This window comes from Ignavibacteriales bacterium (assembly GCA_016700155.1).
Lineage (GTDB): Bacteria > Bacteroidota > Ignavibacteria > Ignavibacteriales > Ignavibacteriaceae.
In genome coordinates this window covers 2,313,657-2,333,839 of sequence record CP065001.1, presented here as the reverse complement: position 1 = coordinate 2,333,839, position 20,183 = coordinate 2,313,657, and the positions used below count along the sequence as shown (strand labels likewise).

Below are 20,183 nucleotides of genomic sequence, written 5' to 3'. Positions count from 1 at the left end.
ATTTGGGAGTAGAAAGAAAAGAAAAGGAGGAAGTATTGCTTCCTCCATAAAATTATTTTTTATCTAATGATGGGCGTTTTTCAAGTATGTTATCAATGATGCGATAATCCTTAGCTTCCTGCGCAGTCATAAAATAATCACGATCACAGTCTGCTGTTATTTGTTCCATCGTTTTTCCGGTATGAGAGGAGAGTATTTTGTATAAAGTATCTCTCGTCTTTAACATTTCTTTAGCATGAATTTCTATATCGGTGGTTTGTCCCTGCAATCCTCCGACCCATGGCTGGTGTATCATTATCTTTGAATTAGGTAATGATGTTCTTTTTCCGTCGGCTCCTCCTGCAAGAAGTATTGCGCCCATACTTGCTGCCATACCAACGCAGATAGTAGCAACATCAGGACGTATATATTTCATTGTATCATAAATGGCAAGTCCGGCAGTAACACTTCCACCAGGTGAATTTATATAAAGATTGATATCCTTTTCAGAATCTTCCGCTTCAAGAAAAATTAATTGGGCTATAGTAAGGCTGGCAATGTGATCATCTATGGCAGTGCCAATAAAAATGATCCTTTCACGAAGTAATCGCGAATAAATGTCCATGCCTCTTTCACCGCGACCAGTCTGTTCAATAACATAAGGTACAAGCTGATTATAAATTTCAATATGATTTTTCATTTTCTATCCTTCTGTTCGTTTTGCGAATAAGTAGCCGGATCAACTTTATTTATTGTATTGTTCTCATTGAGGAAAGTAAATAATTTTTTATCAATCATTTTTTCTGCAATGTTAGATGTTTTGTAGTAATTAAGAAGTTTATCCTCCGGCAAACCTGTTTTTTCCATGTCCTTTTTAACAAGTTCCTGCAAGTCTTCATCTGTCACACTAATATTTTCTTTCTTCTCGATTTCAGCTTTGAGTATGAACCATTTAACTTCGTACTCGGCAAACTTAACAAGTCGATTAGCAGCTTCTTTTTTATCAAATGCATGCTTGTGTTTTTTTGCATGTTCTTCTTCACGTTTCAGCATATCATCGAGTACATTTGCAACAAGCGCAGAAGGCGGGACGAAGTCATTTTTCTCAACAACTATAGAAACTAATTTTGCGCGAAGAATATCTTCAACCTGGTGTTCGTAGTAATGCTGAATATCTTTTCTGATTCCGGCTCTTAATTCTTCTTCGTTGTTGACTTTCTCCTTAGTAACTTTTTTTATCAGATCTTCATTGAGTTCAGGCAGGACAATTTTTTTAATTTCACGGATGAGAGCATTGTAATGAAATTTTTCTTCAACTGTTTCTTCTTCGCCTTTTGAATTTTTTAGCTGCCTGTTATTAGAAAAAGAAAATATGAATGATTCATCAACTTTTTTTCCTTTTGATTTTTCAACTATTTCAGGCTGAACACTTTCATTTGTAAGATCCACGTCAAATATCTCGGGATTTGAACCTTTAAACGGATTTCCTTCTTCATCTATCCTTGATAGTTCAAGTTTGATGATATTGTTCCTGTCATCACCAACAATATCACCGGCTTCTGTTGTGCTGTTCGATTTGAGTATGTATTTAATTTCCTGTTCAACTTCTTCTTCACGAACCTGAAGATCAGGAATTTCAATTGTATTGCCTGTATAATCTTTAACCTCAATTTTAGGCATTACTTCATATTTAACTTTAAAGAAAAGATCACTTCCGGGATTAAGTTTTATGTCTGATAACTGAGGCTGACCTATGGGGTGTAAATGTTTTTCTTCAGCAATTTTCCAGAAGTGTGTGTTTGCAACTTTTTCTGAGGCTTCGTATTCAAGTGAATCACCGTACATTTTTTTCAGCATTGCTACAGGTACTTTTCCTTTTCTGAAACCTGGCAAACTAATAGCTTTTGTTTGTTTTTTTACTTCCTGTTCTAAATCAGGTTTAATCTCTTCATAAGTTAATGTCACTTCTATTTCTTTTGATGATGCACTGATTTCATTAATCTTAAATTCCAAAATATCCTCTCATGTCATTTTTTTATCTGATGTGCGAGAACGGGGACTCGAACCCCGACACCTCTCGGTACTAGATCCTAAGTCTAGCGCGTCTGCCAATTCCGCCATTCTCGCAAAGAATTGTCTAAAATTAAACGACAAATATACGCCCATGTTGAATGTATAGCAAATAATCTGTGGTGCTATAATAATCGGAGATCAGCAGGTCAATTCTTAATTAATATTTTAAGTTAAAAATAAATATATTCGTACTCTAGAAAACAGAATTGATTGAAATTCTTAGGAGAAAGAACAGGTTAATGGTTCTCTGATGGGGTTCGTTAAATACAAATACAAATCCGTTTCAAAAGCTGGCTTTAAAAGGGCAGAAAACGAAGATTTTATAGGAGTTTTTCCTGTTGAGAAGGGAATCCTATGTGTTGTCTGTGATGGATTAGGCGGAAATAATGCCGGTGAAGTTGCAGCAAGATTGTCTGTTGAGACTATACACAAAAGTTTCATGCTTGCTGAACACACAGATTTTCTTGAAAAGATTAAACTGAGTATACTTGACGCAAACCAGGTGCTGCTTGAAAAATCAGTTTCTGAAAATTCTTTGAAAGGAATGGCAACAACTGTTGAAGCTTTTTATTTAACTGATTCAACTGCTTACTGGGGACACGTTGGTGATTCTAGGATTTATAACTTTAAGAAAAATAAACTGAAGCAATTAACAAAGGACCATTCATTAGTTCAACGGTTAATTGATGAAGGGTATCTTTCAATTAAAGAAGCTGAAAATCATCCTAACAGAAATATTATAACCAGAGCATTAGGTGAGCAATCAACAATTGATATGGATCTGAGTAAGTTAAAATTATCATATGAAGAACATAATTTATTCTTAATCTGCACAGATGGGGTTTCAGGAGTTATAAGGGACACGGAATTGGAAGTGATATTGAATAATCGCGACATTGAAACGATCAGCGAAAATATAATTTCACTTGTAGAGGAACGTGGAGCGCCTGATAATTTTTCATTCGTCTTAGTTGAGAAGAACCATTGATGATTGGCTCTACGGTTGAACATTATAAAATCATGGAAACCCTTGGTGAAGGGGGAATGGGGATTGTCTACAAGGCTTTCGATTTAAAACTTGAAAGATATGTAGCTCTTAAAATTCTTGGTGCTCAGGCAATAACAAATCCACGCTTCATTGAACGATTCAAACGTGAAGCAAAAAACCAGGCAAAACTTTCACACCCTAATATCGTCACTGTCTATGGATTTACAGAAGTGAATAACACTTTCGGTATTGCAATGGAATATATCCCTGGTGAAACACTTGATGACCTGGTTGAACGATTGGGCAAGATAGATTTGTTAACATCTCTTAAAATTATAAAACAGGTTCTGGCTGGTTGTTCCTATTCACACAATAAAGGATTCATACATCGTGATATTAAACCTTCAAATGTTATAATCGGTAATGATGGTATTGCGAAGATAATGGACTTCGGTATATCTAAATCTCTGACTGAAGGAAAAGGTATCACAAAAACCGGCGCAAAGCTTGGAACAATTCTTTATATGAGTCCTGAACAATTTAAAGGACAGGAACCGACACGGCAGAGTGATATTTATTCAATAGGTTGTACGCTTTATGAAATGGTACTCGGTAATCCTCCATTCGATTTAGCTTCGGAGTTTGAAATAATGGAAGCTCATTTGAAAAGAGAACCTGTGCCACCATCAGAACTTCTTGATAATATTCCCACAGCTTTGGATGCAATTATAAATAAAGCCTTGAGTAAAAATGAACAAAAAAGATATCATTCGTGTGATGAGTTTATGCACGATATTAATCAACTAATTACAAGAGTAGAGCATTTAAAACCCCGCAGCAAAATCTCCAGAAAATTAAGAAAACCTTTAAAAATAAAATATGTTGTTCTTCCAATAATCATAATCATTCTACTCGGAATTTTATTTGCATACGTTTTAAATGAAACTTCTTTTTTATGGCGGTCAGGTAAACCGCAAAGAGAACCATCGCAAATTCTTAATGGTAATAGTTCCGTAATCAATTCGATGGTGTGGGAAAAAATTGATATAAATTCTAGAATAAATTTTTCAGCTCTATGTGCGTTAAATGATAGCCTGATTTTTTTGTGTGGCGATAACGGATCATTGTTAAGGTCAGAAAACTTTGGACACGACTGGACTTCAGTTACAGATTCTTCAGGGATATTTCTTACTGATATAGAATTTGTAAATGAGAAAACCGGATTTGTAGTTGGTGATAATGGACTCTTTCTTTATTCAAATGATGGAGGCTATAACTGGAACCAGAAACAAATTGGTATCGATGAGCAAATTAGTTGTATAAAATTTTTTGATGGCAGTAAAATCGGCTTCATCACTACAAGTGAAGGAAGAATATTTAGAACTAAAAATCTTGGTGAATCCTGGAATCAGGTTCATAAACGGAGCGGACGGGTTTTATATTCTCTTTTTATGATTACAGAACTGGATGGAATAGCCGTAGGCTGGGATGGATTAATTCTCCGTACTTCTAACGGTGGAGAGAGTTGGATTGATGTTGATAAAATAACGGATAAGTATATCAGAGATATTAATTTTCATGATAAACAGAACGGGATATTAGTCTGTGGTGGGGGAGAAATTTTCATAACGACAAACGGGGGAGATGATTGGAATTCCGTTTCTTCTGGTATTATTACAGGGCTTACCTCTGTTCCATTGTTTACTCCTGAGCATAGTATTGTTCTCAGCAGTACGGGTGAGATACTCTATTCTCAGGATTTTGGCAGGACATGGATGAAATCCAGTTCGAATTCGTTTGTACCATTGAATGATGGTATCATACTGCCAGATGGTTCGATGATTATTGCAGGAAATGCAGGCACACTTCTTAAATCCCAAATTCCATTAATTGATTTTACTCAACCTAATCTTTAATTTGCTCACGGTTTAAATTCAGTTATTCACCAATTCCCTGAGGGTACTTTGGATAAATTTGTAATAACAGGGGGCAAAAAACTTAGCGGCGAAGTTGAAATCAGCGGAGCTAAAAATGCTTCTTTAGCCCTGATGCCGGCATGTATTTTATCAGGCGGAATATCTACTCTATACAACACACCGGAGTTGAATGATATTTACACAATGAAAAAACTGCTTACCCAACTTGGGGTGGAAAGTTCATTTGAAAATCATAAAATGGTTATTGATACAACCGTAATAAATAATTTTGTAGCGCCGTACGAACACGTAAAGAAAATGCGTGCATCGGTTTATGTACTTGGTCCACTTTTAACAAAATATGGAGAGGCTAAAGTATCTTTACCCGGAGGATGTGCATGGGGTCCGCGACCGATTAATCTCCATCTTGAAGCATTGAAAAAAATGGGTGCTGAGATTGAACTTGCTGAGGGATACATTATTGCAAAGTCAAAAAGATTAAATGGTGCAAAAATAAATTTTGATATTTCGTCAGTTGGTGCCACCGGTAATACATTGATGGCTGCCGTTCTGGCAAAAGGCGAAACAATTATTAATAATGCTGCTATTGAACCTGAGATAACAAATCTTGCAGAATTCCTGGTAAAGATGGGAGCATCAATTGATGGGATCGGAACATCGACATTAAAAATAGAAGGAAGAGATGAAGTAAACTCCACAGATATCCAAACAATTCCTGATCGAATTGAAGCAGGGACTCTTTTAGCTGCTGCAGCAATTACAGGGGGAAATATTAAGCTGACTAATATCGATGGAACGTTTCTGAGTTCAGTCTTATCAAAGTTCGAAGATTCCGGCTGTAAGTTATTTGCAGGTAATAATAAAATAGAATTACATACCGTAAATACTCAGGCAAAAGCTACTGATGTCCTTACAACTGTTTTCCCAGGGTTTCCAACTGATATGCAGGCGCAGTGGGCAGCATATATGACATTAGCTGATGGTGTAGCAAAAGTCACCGACACAATATATCTCGACAGGTTCAAACATATACCTGAACTTGTAAGGCTTGGAGCAGATATAACTTTGACGGAGAATACGGCAGTAATTAAGGGAGTAAAGAAACTGACCGGAGCAAAAGTAATGTCGACAGATTTACGTGCAAGCGCAAGTCTCGTTCTTGCCGGTTTAGCGGCTGAAGGTACAACAGAAGTTTTGAGAGTTTATCACCTTGACAGGGGTTATCAAAAGATAGAAGAAAAATTAAGATTGCTTGGTGCACAAATAGAACGAGTTGAAGGAGCCGAATATTAATTTTGCAAAAACTTAAGCAATTAATCGCCTATGAATACTACCTGCCGGTCTATGGCTCGATTGTACTGATCATTAATTTATTCCTTTACTCACTACCATTAGTTGGTGTATTAGGATACGAATTCAGCGTTGTAAATGGTTTATTACTCTATCTTGTTTCGGGTACATATACAATTTTTTTAATACGGCGTAACAAAGAACAAAAAGAGGTTAAAAAATTATTAAAACCGATTGGCTTATTTGTCTTAATTACATTCCTTATTCCTTTTATTATAATTAATACCAAAACACTTCTGGGCTCTGGCTGTTCATTTACATCAGGTTTAAGTTTTTATTTTGTCATCACCTTACCATCGCTGTTTATTGGTATAGTTGTCGGGTTGATCTCAAATTTTCTTCTGAATCGTTTTCAATATCTATTTTTTATTCTAATCACATTAGTCATTCTTTCCATCCCATTAATTGAAATCTATTATTATCCGCAGGTTTACTTTTTTAATCCGATAATAGGATTCTTCCCGGGTACAATATTCGATGAAGCTGTTAGTGTTTCGCTTAAACTTATTGTATACCGTCTGATAAATCTGATTTATTTTATCTTCATTGGTTGTTGGATCTTAAAAATACTTTTGAATCAGGCAGCCGGAAGTAAAGCATCCATAGTTGCTGTGATCTTTTTTCCTGCGCTTACATTTTTTTTAATATCACCTGCACAGGGTTTTTCCACAGATCTGATCAGAATAAAAGATCATTTGAATAAGACAGTAACAACCGATCATTTTGTGATTCATTATTCTGATCAAATTGAAAAGGAAAAAGTTGAACTCGCTGCAATACTCCATGAATACTACTACAAGGAGCTAGCGGAATTTTTACAATGTACTCCGTCAAATAGAATAACAACATTTCTTTTTGATAATGCTGCTCAAAAGAAAGAACTCTTTGGTTCTGCTAACGCGGATGTGGCTAAACCATGGTTGTACCAGGCATATTTGAGTTTTGACAGTTACACTAATACACTGAAACATGAGCTTGCCCATTGCTTCACAGCAGAGTTTGGAACCGGAATATTTAAATTGGCTGATTGGCTTAACCCTTCATTGATTGAGGGAATCGCATCAGCTTCTGAGCCATATTATGATGATAATTTTATTACTTACATGGCTGCGTTAGCCAATCATAATGAATACCGCATTGATTTAACAAAGTTATATTCAAGTCTGAATTTTTTTGGTCAGACAGCAAGTCTTTCATATATCTACAGCGGGGCATTCTCATATTTCTTAATTGAAAAATACGGCATACAAAAGTTTAAAGAATTATATGCCGATTTAGACTTTGAAAAAATTTATCAGAAGAATCTTAATGAACTTCAAAAAGAATTTTATGAATACCTTAGTTTAATTTCAGCTGATAATAAAAAAAGTGCAGACTACTATTTTGGAAGGAAGTCTATTATTTACAAAGTATGTCCAAGGTATATTGGAGTTAAGCTCGATGATGCTTGGTCACTTTATCAGAATAAAAAATTTGCGGACGCAGGAAATATCTTTAATGAAATTCTAACTTACGGCGAAAACTATTCAGCCATTATCGGGTTAAGTTATGTATTCGATGAACTTAACAGGCTTCCGGATGCCGTCAGAATTTTAAAAGAATACCAGGAAAAATTTAAAGGCACAACATACTATTACAACCTGCAGTTCAGGCTGGCAGATGTGTTAGCTGTTACACAAAACTTTGATGAAGCAAAGTCGGTTTATCAGAATATTTATTCATCAAAAGCTAACAAATCGCTGACTAACCTTTGTGCTATCAGACTTAGACTGATGGATGAAAATTTATTGATACAATATCTTGAAGGTAGTGATTATGATAAATTATCACTCCTTAAACGTCTGAACTCCCAGGGATATTTTTATGAATCATGGTCGGTCATGATTGACCTGTCCGAAAAACTGGAAGAGCACGTTGATCTCTTTACTTCCGAAATTAATAAGACAATACAGGTTACGGATTTAATCAGCAGCTATGCTGTCTTTAAACTTTCTGAATATCTTATAAGACAAGGGGATTTTTTCAAAGCAAAAAAAATGGCAGGACTCGCTTTGCGGTATACATCTGATGAAAACTTTAATCATATTCTTGAAGAAAATTTCAAGTTAATTAATTGGTTAAATATCAATTCAAAATCATATATAAACAATTTTAAATTTGAATAGTATGGAAACAGAAATTTCATCAAAAAAAAATTATTACAAATTAATTACTTATCTGCTGGGATTTATTTGTTTTGTGATTTTCGTTTATATACTAATGGCACTCCAGGATATTCTCATCCCGGTTATTATCGCAATTTTTCTTACGTACCTTTTTCATCCTTTAATGAAGTATTTAAAGAAGTTTAAAATTCCTTACTGGCTTTCCCTCATTTTTATATTAATTATTATTTCCGGATTGTATTACCTGCTTGGATTAATGCTTTTCTCTACCTATCAAACTTTTTCGGATAAAATAGAATTTTATGCTGAAAATTTATCGACTCTTTTTCAATCAATACTCAGTCCTTTTAATCTTACCGTACGCGAGGTTGCTTTATGGCTTGATATACCGTCACAGGATTTCGATGTAAATACAATTGTCCGGAAAATGTTTGATGCCGGTATGATTCAAACCATTTTTAATTCGTTTTCATCATTGCTCGGTGATTTTTTTATTTCACTTGTGTTCTGGGTGTTTATGATAATGGGTAAAGACAAATTTGAGGAAAGACTTAAGTTTGCCTTTACAGAAAACAAAGAAGTAGTGGAAAAAACTCTTGTGTCGATTAACACTCAGTTGCAATCATACATCATTATAAAAACAATAATTAGTTTATCTACGGGAATTATTTTTACAATTATTCTTATGAGTTTTGGTGTAGACTTCGCAGTTATGTGGGGAGTGCTTGCCTTCGTTCTTAATTATATCCCGAATATAGGATCACTGGTTGCAACAATTTTTCCAATACTCATTTCAATTATTCAATTTGGGTTTGGATTTCAGACTATCACAATGTCTGCTTTACTTATCATCACTCAAAATATACTTGGCAATTTTGTCGAACCGAATTTTCTGGGAAGAAAAATGGATCTTAGTCCAGTGTTCGTCTTGTTCTCATTAATTTTTTGGGGATGGATATGGGGAATCGCCGGAATGTTTCTCGCTGTTCCGATTGCAGCACTAATGAAAATTTTTGCGAATAATATAAACTCACTCAAACCGCTCGCAGTGCTTATGGGGAACCGGGCAGAATGAATCTACCAGGTTTAGATAAATATTTAGGAACCATTTCTTTCCTTCGTGATATTTCAAAATTTGCTGATGAATTTGGAGCCGGAGTTTATATTGTCGGCGGATTTATACGTGATTACATTCTCGGCAGAAAAAAAAATGAAATAGATTTTCTTGTTTTGGGTGACGGTCCTGAATTTGCAAATCAGCTTTCGAAAAAACTCAATGCAGGTGAGGTTATAACTTTCAGGAATTTTGGTACAGCTCATTTTTCTTTTGGAGGTTATGAACTTGAATTTGTTGGTGCAAGAAAAGAATCTTATAAGCGCAGCAGCCGGAATCCGAAAGTGGAACCGGGAACATTCAATGATGATATCAACCGAAGAGACTTTACAATAAATACGATCGCAGTTTCTGTTAATGAAAATGACTTTGGAAAACTGATTGATACTTTTAACGGACTGACAGATATTGAAAATAAACTCATCAAAACTCCGCTTGATCCTTATCAGACTTTTGATGATGACCCACTAAGAATTATGAGGGCATTCAGATTTGCTTCACAGTTAGATTTCCAAATTGATGAAAAACTTTTGTTAGTTGCTTCTGAATTGAGGGAACGACTAAAAATTGTCGCACAGGAAAGGATCACTGATGAGTTTCTGAAAATTCTGTCATCACCCAAGCCTTCAATTGGATTGAAGCATCTCTACAACACAAAAGTACTTGAGATTGTGTTCCCGGAAATATCTGCTTTAGCCGGAGTTGATCAGCGAAAAGATTATCATCACAAAGATGTCTTCCTGCACACGTGCATGGTTGTTGATAATATTTCGCGCACTACTGAAAATCTCTGGTTAAGATTTGCTGCTTTGGTTCACGACATTGCCAAACCTGCAACCAAAAAATTTATTGAAGGAATAGGATGGACATTCCACGGGCATGAAGAACTGGGCGCAAGAATGATGAAGTCCATCTTTACAAAACTTAAACTACCTTTAAACAAACTTGACTACATCGAAAAATTGGTGAGACTTCACTTAAGACCAATTGCTCTTGCAAAAGAAGAAGTAACTGACTCGGCAATAAGAAGATTGATTGTTTCTGCAGGAGATGATTTAAATGATTTAATCACTCTTTGCCGTGCGGATATTACAAGTAAAAATCCTAATAAAGTCAGCAGGTATCTTGATAACTATGAACGTGTGATGCAGAAAGTGCTTACTGTTAAGGAGAAGGATAATTTAAGAGCATTCCAATCTCCGGTTAGAGGCGAAACCATAATGGAGATTTGTAAGATCGGTCCTTCCCGAAAAGTGGGAGAAATTAAAAGGGCAATAGAAGAGGCAATACTTGAAGGTAAAATTGAAAACACCTATGAAGATGCATTCAAGTACTTAATGGAGATAAAATCAGTATATCTTTCAGAATAAACTTTCAGAATCCGACTGACACTCCTATAAAATACCTGCGATCATCTCTAATAAATTCATTTGAATGCGAACCTACATAAACATTAACCGGCAATTCTGATTGAAGTTTACTTAGCTGTTCTTTATAATTTAATTCCTGAGGATAGCTCAGCTTATTAATGGAGACTTCGGTCGAGTCGGTTTTATCAGTTGGCTTTTTTTCTTTAAGTACTGAATAAAGAATTATTCCCAGTATTAAAACTCCGCCGACAATGTACATTGTGTTACTGCTGCCGGACTCTTCGTTTCGCTGACTGCCTGAGCCGCCTCCGCCAATTTCATCTAATGATTTATAAACCTGTTGAGCATTTGTTGGTTCTATCGTTATCGCTAAAGAAAGTAAAACAGTAAGGATGGCATATAAAAAAGGAGATTTAATTTGTTTCAGCATAGCAGCACCTCAATTCAGTTTTTGTTTGTGCGAAGATAATTTAATCACATTGTCATAGTCAACATATTTAATATTCTGAATGTGTCATCCGAATTGTGACTTAAATAATAATGAGTAATTTATTAATTTTAAGTCACGTAAGAAAATTTCACTCATTTATTAAAAGACCCGCAACCCGTAAACTGCCGTATATGTAATTATTCAACCGTTTATAAATTAAGTGAAAAAACGGAGATCATAAAAGATATTTTTGTGCTGGATTCTTTTGAAAGATGAGAGATGAACAAAGCGTCTAATACATTGAAATATTTTGTAACCATAAATAATATCTTTTGTCAAAACAGAAGTCTCTAATAAGAAATAATAATCCGGAGAAGATAATGCGTACCTTCCTAGTGTGTCTGACAATAATGTTGCTTACAGTTTCCGCTTCAGCTCAAAAAGATCTGAAACTGGAAGATGCTATAAACATTGCATTACAAAAAAATACAACTCTTCAGAAAAATCTTAACAACCTTAAAAACTATGAAGCAGGTCTGTTAGCAGCTTATGGAAATTTTCTGCCGACATTAGGTGCTTCGGGAAGATGGTCCTGGACAAGGAATGAAGTTGAAAGTGATTTCATTTCTGCCGAAGGACTCTCTTCAATAACCACAGAAACAAGAAGCTACAGCGCAGGTGTTGGTGCTGATTGGGTTTTGTTTGATGGACTCGCAAATTACGGCGGACTTTCACAGAGCAAAAACAATCTGGAATCTGCAAAGCTTTCCATTGAAAGACTAAAACAGGATGTAGTTTTCCAGGTGGTTAATCTATATTACGATGTGGTGAACACACAACAGCTTTTAAAGTTTAAAGAAGATGACGTTAAGTGGAATCAAAAAAACCTTGAGACAATTACAGAAAGAAATAAGCTTGGTGCAGTAACTTTAGCAGATGTGTACGCGCAGCAGGTAAGAACAGGAAATGCTGAACTTGAAGTGATACGTACAAAAAATCTGCTTGAAACTTCAAAAAGTAATCTGCTGTATTACCTTGGATTAGATGTGCTTGAAAACTACAGGTTCGAAGAGGAATTTACGGCGAGTGAAAAGCAGATGCTTGAAACCAGAATAACCGAAGACTATAAAAATATTTCTTCATTAGTTGAGCAGGCACTAGAGAGCCGCCCTGATTTTCAAAGTTCTCTTTTGAACCGTGAAAGTGCGTATGATGGTATTACTATAGCACGATCCGGACATTTTCCAAGATTGACTGGCGATGCAAATTATGGAATACGTGCAAACAGGTTTTCTGATATTTCTGACAATAAATCTTTAAGTGTTGGATTGACATTGAGCATTCCAATTTTCTCCGGCTGGTCTGTTTCTGAAAGAGTGCAGACTGCGGAAGTACTTGCTGAAAACAGCGAAATAGATGTAATCGATCTTGAACGAACTATTAAAAAGGATATTCAGAAAGCATATCTTGATCTGCAGGCTGCTGAAAAAGGATTACTTGTAAGCCAGAAAAATGTTATTGCTGCAGAAGAGAATCAAAAGATTGAACAGGAAAAATATTCTTTGGGTGCCGGAACATTGCTTAATGTTCTTATCGCGAATTCAGAATATTCAAATGCACAAACCAATTACATTAACGCCCAGTTTGCTTATATAGTTTTAAGTGAACAGCTTAAATATTATCTGGGAGTTTTAGATTTTAAGAAATACGAATAAATCATAACAGGAGATTATTCAAATGGCTAATGGAAAACAAAAGAAATCAAAGAAGAAATTATTCATCTTTGGAGGACTGGGATTAATTGTTGTTATACTGATTGTAATGACTCTGTTTGGCGGAAGTAAGGAAGATATAATCCAGGTCCAGGTTGAAAAAGTTCAAAAGCGCAACATCACACAAACTGTTGCAGCAACAGGTACTATTAATCCCGAATTTAAAGTTGTGATAACTCCGGAAGTTACAGGTGAAATCGTTGAGCTTCCTGTGAAAGAAGGAGACGCTGTAAAGAGAGGTCAGCTTCTTATAAGAATAAAAGGTGATCAATACCAGGCACAGAAGCAGAGACTTGAAGCTAATCTTCAGTCTGCGGAAGCGCAATTGAAAATGCGTGAAGCTGAATTGAACAAAGTTGAGCTTGATTACAACAGGGTAAAAGAATTACACCTTAAAGGTCTGGCAAGTGATTCAGAACTTGAAACTGCAAAATCAAATTTCCTGTCAACAAAAGCTTCATATGATGCCGCTGCTGCTAACGTACTTCAAAGTAAAGCTTCATTAAGAGAAACACTCGAGACACTTTATAAAACAACGATCGTTTCTCCGATGGATGGTGTTGTTACAAAGCTTAATGTTGAAGTCGGTGAAAGAGTATTCGGTGCTGGATTCAGCATGGGTACAGATATTATGACTATTTCTGATCTTAGAAATATTGAAGCAGTAGTTGAAGTTGATGAAAATGACGTTGTACTTATTACGAGAGGTGATACGGCAAGAATAAAAGTCGATGCATTTGGTGATAAGGAATTTATCGGACTTGTAACACAAATCGGCAACAGTGCTCAGACTTCAGGGATTGGCACACAGGAACAGGTTGTAAATTTTGAAGTAAGAATTAAACTGCTCGATGCGGAATCAAAACTACGACCGGGAATGTCTTGCAACGCGGATATTGAAACAGAAACCGTTGCAAATGTTTTAAGCATTCCGATTCAGAGTGTAACAGCACGTGGAAATGATGCTGCACCACCGACAGAAGGCGGTGACGAACAGGCTCCGGGTCAGCAGCAAAATGGAAATTCAAAACCTAAAGAAGTAGTATTCCTTGCGGAGAATAATAAAGCTAAAATGGTTGAAGTTAAGACTGGTCTCAGCGATGATAATTTTATTGAGATAAAAGAAGGATTGAGCGAAGAACAAACAGTTGTTACCGGAAGCTATAAAGCAATATCACGTGAACTGAGTGATGGTTCCAACCTGAGAGTGGAAGAGAAAAGAAAATCTTTCGCTAAAACAAATTAATGGGATGAGAAATGAACATAATTAATATTGAACATATCGCAAAGGTTTACCAGGTAGGCTCGGAAGAGGTTTTTGCGCTTCGCGATGTTTCATTACAAATAAATAAAAATGAGTATGTGGCGATCATGGGACCTTCGGGTTCCGGAAAGTCTACATTAATGAATATGCTCGGATGTCTGGACACACCTACTTCAGGCAAATATGATTTCAGAGGGATCAGCGTAAGTGAAATGACTGATAATGATCTTGCGAGGATAAGAAATAAAGAAATCGGTTTTGTATTCCAGACGTTTAATCTTCTCTCACGTTCAGATGCTATTCATAATGTTGAATTGCCCTTGATATATGCGGGAATTCCTCATTCAGAACGGCGTGCAAGAGCCGAGCAGGCACTTCAGGATGTAGGTCTTGGAGATAGGATGCACCACAAACCAAACGAACTCTCAGGCGGACAAAGACAGAGAGTTGCAATTGCGCGTGCATTAGTAACCAGTCCCTCAATAATACTTGCGGATGAACCGACAGGAAACTTGGATTCCAAAACAGGTGAGGAGATCATGCTTCTTTTCAATGAGATATATGAAAGAGGCAACACTATAATCCTTGTAACACACGAAGAATATATTGCTGAACACGCTGCAAGAATTATCAGAATAAAAGACGGTCTGATAGAGAAAGATGAAATAGTTTCAAATCGTTATATACCTAAAATGAAAGCAGCAGTTGAATAATATTTTTGATCCGGTATTAATCAACGAATTAACAATTGTTAGTAAGAGGACACCATGAGACACATTGGATTTGAGATTCGTGAAAGTATTATGATAGCTTTGAGAGCAATCCGGGCTAACAAAATAAGATCTGCTCTGACCATGCTTGGAATTGTTATTGGTGTAACTTCAGTTGTTGTGATGACTACAGCTATTAAGGGAATTGATAACTCATTTCAGAACGGAATCAGTGCTTTAGGCTCCGATGTCCTGTATATTGATAAGTGGGCGTGGTTTTCAAATGAAGAATGGTGGAAACTGCGTAATAGAAGAAATATAAAAATGGAAGACTTTGAAAGATTTAAAGAAATGGCAAGGCTTCCGCTGGCAACCGCACCTGTTATAAACAGCAGGCAGACGATTAAGTTCGGTGACAGAAGAGTGGAGAGTGTCTTTCTAAACGGTTCAACCGCCGATTATGTAAAGACCACAAATTTTACTTTTGATTTGGGAAGATTCTATTCAGAGATTGAAAGTAAGGGCTCACGATACGTTGCAGTAATCGGAAGTGAAATATCAAAAAATCTTTTTCCCCGTGGCGATGCCCTTGATAAAACTATTAAAATCGGTGGCGTAAACTTTAAAGTAGTCGGTGTCCTTGCAGAACAAGGTAGCTTTATACTCGGAAGTTTCAATCCGGATAATCAGGTCTTCGTTCCGATAGGCACAATCTTTAAGAATTTTCTTGGTCAATCATGGCGATCCATTACGATAAATGTCCGTGCACAAAACCCTGCGATGGTTGAAGAGACGAAAGCTGAAGCGGAAGGAATTATGCGGCAGATAAGAGGTCTTGCATACCATGAGGAAAATGATTTTTCAATTAACCAGCAGGAAGGATTGATGGATAATTACAATTCTGTTGTAGGTGTTATACAGATAGCAGGTTTGTTCATCACAGGACTTTCACTTTTCGTCGGCGCAATTGGAATCATGAACATAATGTTCGTTTCAGTAAAAGAAAGAACCAAAGAGATTGGACTAAGGAAAGCGATCGGGGCTAAGCGACGAACTATACTCGGTCAGTTTATCTTTGAATCTTCAACAATATGTTTGATGGGTGGACTTGTTGGACTTCTGTTCGCAGTATTATTAAGCATGATGGTAAACCAGTTTATTCCTACCTCTGTTCAATATGATTCGGTATTTATTGCAATTATAATTTCTATAATTACCGGTGTAGTAGCAGGGTTTGCGCCCGCATACACAGCAGCTAAAATGGATCCGGTAGATGCGTTGCGATATGAGTAAAATAATCTTTTGACAATGTAACCAGGATGAGGTGAATATGAAATTTCAACAAGTGATCACAATGTCGTTGGAGTCGCTTAAGACCAACCGTCTCAGGACTATGTTAACTGTACTTGGTGTAGTTGTCGGTATATTTTCAATCATTGTTATTATGACGATCATAACCATGCTTCAATCGAGTATTGAAAATGGTGTTTCGCAGCTAAACAAAAATACATTTCAAATTCAGAAATGGCCTGTCATGCAGGGCGGTGGTCCCGGTTCAAGGGATCGATTCAGAAACAGAAAAGATATCACACTCGAAGATTATCAAAGACTGACTGGTCTGCTAACGCAAGCTAAACACATTGGTGCAGAACAATGGCAGTTTGGTAAAGTAATCAAGTTTGGAAACAAAGAAACAAATCCGAATATCCAGATAGCCGGTGTTACCACAGGTGCAGTTCAAACAAACAACTGGATAGTTGAATTCGGAAGGGACTTTAGAGAAACTGACATCGAATATTCAAATGATGTTTGCCTAATAGGACAAGATATAGTTGAAAAACTTTTTACTTCTGTCAGTCCTGTTAACCAGGTTATAAGAGTTGATGGAAAACCTATGCAGGTTATCGGTGTGCTTGAAAAACAGCCGCAGCTATTCGGTGAAAGCCGTGACAATTATATTGTAATGCCTATCACAACATTTCAATCCATTTACGGAAAACGAAGCCGGAGCGTTAACATAACTGTTATGTCTTACAGCAAACAGGACTATGATGCAACGATCGAAGCTGCAATTGGTTATATGAGAACAATAAGAAAAGTCGGAGCAGGTGAAGAAAATGATTTTGATATTTTCAGCAATGAATCCATAATCGGACAAATAAATGAAATTACAGGTGGAGTTAAAATAGGTGCGCTCGTTGTATCGATTATAGCCTTATTAGCCGCCGGCGTTGGTATAATGAATATTATGCTTGTATCAGTTACTGAAAGAACGAGAGAAATTGGTATAAGAAAAGCTATCGGTGCAAAAAAAATAAATATACTTGCCCAATTTTTAATTGAAGCCATAACACTATGTATACTCGGCGGATTGATCGGAATAATTATCGGTGTGAGTATAGGTAATCTTGCCGGTGGATTGCTGAATGCACAAACTGCAATTCCTTATGACTGGGTTATGATTGGTTTATCACTTTGTGTATTTGTAGGTGTTTTATTCGGAACTTATCCTGCATATAAAGCTGCAAATCTTGATCCGATAGAAGCTCTCAGGTACGAATAATTTTTTTCGGTAGTTTACTGCTCCAAAAAAATTCTTTAATTTCACTGTAAGAATTTTTTTGATGATATTTTAGTTGAATACTCAATGATATTCAGATTATTATCCAGGGGGATAAAATGAAGATTAGACAACTCTTTCTGCTTGCCTTAGATTCCTTAAAAACAAACCGGCTTAGAACCCTCTTAACAGTACTTGGAATTGTTGTAGGTATTTTTTCAATCATCGTTGTTATGACAGTTATAACAATGCTTCAGAATACGATTGAAAACGGCTTTCAGTTTTTAAGTAAAAATACTTTTGAGATAAGAAAATTTCCCGCCATACACGGCGGAGACTGGGAAAAGTACCGCAACCGTAAAGACATTACACTTGATGATTTTTACAGGTTTGAAGAATTGATGAACGAGGCAAAGATTGTCGGTGCTATGCAGGGGCAGGGCGGCAAAGTTGTCAAATTTGGAAGTGAGCAAACAAACCCGAATATTTATTGTGTTGGTGTAACACAGGGTGTGTACAGTACTCTAAATCTTGAAATTGATGAAGGCAGGGAATTCAGAAATAATGAAATTGATTACTCATCGGACGTATGCGTGTTAGGACATGCAATTGTTGAAAAACTTTTTTATAACGCTGATCCCATTGGACAAACCATTAGAATGGATGGCAAGCCAATGAGAGTTATCGGTACGATAAAAAAACGTCCTGAATTTTTTGGTCAATCCCAGGATAACTATATAGTAATTCCTATAACTACATTTCAATCATTCTACGGAAGACGCTCTTCAAGCGTTGATATAACGGTGATGGCCTACAACAGTGAGCTTTATGAAAGTACAATCGAATCAGCTATAGGATATATGAGAAAGATCAGAAAAGTTATGCCGAACCAGGATAATGATTTTGATATTTTCAGTAATGAATCAGTGATTGGTCAGGTTAACGATATAACCGGCGGAATAAAAATTGGCGCATTGGTTGTCTCCTTAATTGCGTTAATCGCCGCAGGTGTTGGTATAATGAATATCATGCTTGTCACCGTAACTGAACGGACTCGCGAGATTGGAATCAGGAAAGCAGTTGGCGCAAATAAAAAAAATATACTTCTACAATTTTTGTTTGAAGCAGTTTTTTTATGTCTGCTTGGCGGCATCGTCGGAATAATAATCGGTATATCTGTTGGAAATTTAGCGGGTAGTTTTTTAAGTGCACAAACCGCAATCCCTTATGACTGGGTAATGATCGGATTGTCACTTTGCATATTTGTCGGAGTTTTATTCGGGACTTATCCTGCATACAAAGCAGCTAATCTTGATCCGATCGAAGCTCTGAGGTATGAATGATATAAATTTTTTGTAAACACTGTCCCTTCTTATCTGTTTGTGAAGACTATATAGTTAAACAATTATAATTTTAAGGGAGAGATAATGTATGACATAATAATTATTGGAGCCGGTCCGGCGGGCATCAGCATGGCAGCCGAGGCAATACATTCAGGCATTGCTGTAGAAAAAATTCTTATCATTGAAAAAGCTGCTGAACATTCATTCACAATCAAAAAATTTTATCCGGAAAATAAACTTGTTACAGCTAACTACAAGGGATTCGCAGCTGCCTGTACAGGTGTAATGTGCCTGACGGATTCAACTAAAGAACAAACCGTATCATTCCTTGATAAAGTAATCGCTGAGAATAATCTAACCGTCAACTACAATGAAACTGTCTATAAAATTTCCAGGGATGAGCAAAGTCAGTTATTTACGTTAGTGACAGATAAACTTCAGTATGAATCAAAAGTTATCGTTGTGTCTGTTGGAATTCTTGGTAAACCTAACAAGCCGGACTACAAAATTCCCATAGCACTTAACGAAAAAATTCTTTATGATCTGACATCAAAGGAGATCAGATCTTCAAAAGTATTGGTAGTGGGAGGCGGCGATTCGGCTTCTGAGTATTGTCAGTATCTTGTTCAGTGTAATAATGAAGTCACACTAAGTTATCGCCAAAATGAATTCACAAGAATGAATTCAATTAACAAAGAGAGTTTACTTCAATTACAGACAAGTAGTAAACTCAAACTCTTGCTAGGGACTAACATTTCATCAGTTGAAGATGATGCCGGGAAGCCGAAAGTTATCTTCACTGACTCTACTAATATGACGTTTGACAGTATCGTTTATGCACTGGGCGGTTCGACACCGGAGAATTTTTTAAAATTAATTGGGATTGATTTTGATGGACCTAATCCGGTATTAAAAGAAGGCTATGAAACATCAGTTCCCGGAATGTTTTTAACCGGCGATTTAAGTGCCGGAAAAAAAGGCGGATCGATCATCTGGGCGTTTAATTCATCCAACACAGCGATGAAAAGAATTTGTGAAAACTATCTTGAATGCCATTTATAGTCATACTGTTGAAGTGACTATCACCAATATAGACTTGCTTAACGAATGAATGAAATTTAGATTTCG

General features: G+C 36.4%; 16 protein-coding genes and 1 tRNA gene. 13 read left to right on the top strand and 4 right to left on the bottom strand.

The features are described from left to right. Positions 1-52: 52 nt before the first annotated feature. The 3 genes from clpP to IPM56_09840 form a co-directional block, all read right to left on the bottom strand. Positions 53-679, bottom strand: coding sequence for an ATP-dependent Clp endopeptidase proteolytic subunit ClpP (clpP, locus tag IPM56_09850; GenBank protein ID QQS34574.1), 627 nt, complete (start codon positions 677-679; stop codon positions 53-55). Next, positions 676-1,992: a trigger factor gene (gene tig / locus IPM56_09845; protein ID QQS34573.1), complete on the bottom strand. Its 1,317-nt coding sequence runs from the start codon at positions 1,990-1,992 to the stop codon at positions 676-678. Before tig ends, clpP begins: the two co-directional genes overlap by 4 nt. Before the next feature lie 32 nt (positions 1,993-2,024). Next, positions 2,025-2,106: transfer RNA gene (locus IPM56_09840), tRNA-Leu, on the bottom strand. Positions 2,107-2,302: 196 nt separating this feature from the next. Between IPM56_09840 and IPM56_09835 the strand changes: the two genes are divergently transcribed. From IPM56_09835 to IPM56_09810, 6 genes are read left to right on the top strand one after another with little or no spacing between them, the layout of a single operon-like run. After that, complete coding sequence (locus tag IPM56_09835) at positions 2,303-3,040, top strand: Stp1/IreP family PP2C-type Ser/Thr phosphatase (protein ID QQS34572.1); 738 nt, start codon at positions 2,303-2,305, stop codon at positions 3,038-3,040. After that, complete coding sequence (locus tag IPM56_09830; protein ID QQS34571.1) at positions 3,040-4,956, top strand: protein kinase; 1,917 nt, start codon at positions 3,040-3,042, stop codon at positions 4,954-4,956. Before IPM56_09835 ends, IPM56_09830 begins: the two co-directional genes overlap by 1 nt. Before the next feature lie 48 nt (positions 4,957-5,004). Then, positions 5,005-6,270, top strand: a complete 1,266-nt coding sequence (murA, locus tag IPM56_09825; GenBank protein ID QQS34570.1) for a UDP-N-acetylglucosamine 1-carboxyvinyltransferase — start codon at positions 5,005-5,007, stop codon at positions 6,268-6,270. Positions 6,271-6,272: 2 nt separating this feature from the next. Further along, positions 6,273-8,492 carry a hypothetical protein gene (locus tag IPM56_09820; GenBank protein QQS34569.1) on the top strand — a complete coding sequence of 740 codons (2,220 nt, stop codon included), beginning with the start codon at positions 6,273-6,275 and terminating at the stop codon, positions 8,490-8,492. A gap of 1 nt (position 8,493) precedes the next feature. Next, positions 8,494-9,567 (top strand): AI-2E family transporter, encoded by a 1,074-nt coding sequence (locus IPM56_09815; protein ID QQS34568.1) that lies wholly within the window; start codon positions 8,494-8,496, stop codon positions 9,565-9,567. Beyond that, positions 9,564-10,976, top strand: coding sequence for an HD domain-containing protein (locus IPM56_09810; GenBank protein QQS34567.1), 1,413 nt, complete (start codon positions 9,564-9,566; stop codon positions 10,974-10,976). Before IPM56_09815 ends, IPM56_09810 begins: the two co-directional genes overlap by 4 nt. Positions 10,977-10,980: 4 nt before the next feature. Here IPM56_09810 and IPM56_09805 read toward each other — a convergent pair whose 3' ends face one another. Next, positions 10,981-11,406 carry a hypothetical protein gene (locus tag IPM56_09805; protein ID QQS34566.1) on the bottom strand — a complete coding sequence of 142 codons (426 nt, stop codon included), beginning with the start codon at positions 11,404-11,406 and terminating at the stop codon, positions 10,981-10,983. Between the two features lie 380 nt (positions 11,407-11,786). Here IPM56_09805 and IPM56_09800 point away from each other — a divergent pair, with 380 nt between their 5' ends. The 7 genes from IPM56_09800 to IPM56_09770 all read left to right on the top strand — a co-directional run bounded on the left by IPM56_09800 (position 11,787) and on the right by IPM56_09770 (position 20,117). Further along, a complete protein-coding gene (locus tag IPM56_09800; protein ID QQS34565.1) occupies positions 11,787-13,121 on the top strand; it encodes a TolC family protein in 1,335 nt (444 codons plus the stop codon). Between the two features lie 22 nt (positions 13,122-13,143). Then, on the top strand, positions 13,144-14,424 hold the full coding sequence (locus tag IPM56_09795; protein ID QQS34564.1) for an efflux RND transporter periplasmic adaptor subunit: 1,281 nt from the start codon (positions 13,144-13,146) through the stop codon (positions 14,422-14,424). A gap of 17 nt (positions 14,425-14,441) precedes the next feature. Further along, positions 14,442-15,155, top strand: a complete 714-nt coding sequence (locus IPM56_09790) for an ABC transporter ATP-binding protein (protein ID QQS38277.1) — start codon at positions 14,442-14,444, stop codon at positions 15,153-15,155. A gap of 54 nt (positions 15,156-15,209) precedes the next feature. After that, a complete protein-coding gene (locus tag IPM56_09785; protein QQS34563.1) occupies positions 15,210-16,445 on the top strand; it encodes an ABC transporter permease in 1,236 nt (411 codons plus the stop codon). Positions 16,446-16,482: 37 nt separating this feature from the next. After that, positions 16,483-17,715: an ABC transporter permease gene (locus IPM56_09780; protein ID QQS34562.1), complete on the top strand. Its 1,233-nt coding sequence runs from the start codon at positions 16,483-16,485 to the stop codon at positions 17,713-17,715. A 116-nt stretch (positions 17,716-17,831) separates the two neighbouring features. Then, positions 17,832-19,055, top strand: a complete 1,224-nt coding sequence (locus IPM56_09775) for an ABC transporter permease (protein ID QQS34561.1) — start codon at positions 17,832-17,834, stop codon at positions 19,053-19,055. An 84-nt stretch (positions 19,056-19,139) separates the two neighbouring features. Then, positions 19,140-20,117 (top strand): NAD(P)-binding domain-containing protein, encoded by a 978-nt coding sequence (locus IPM56_09770; GenBank protein ID QQS34560.1) that lies wholly within the window; start codon positions 19,140-19,142, stop codon positions 20,115-20,117. Positions 20,118-20,183: the final 66 nt, after the last annotated feature.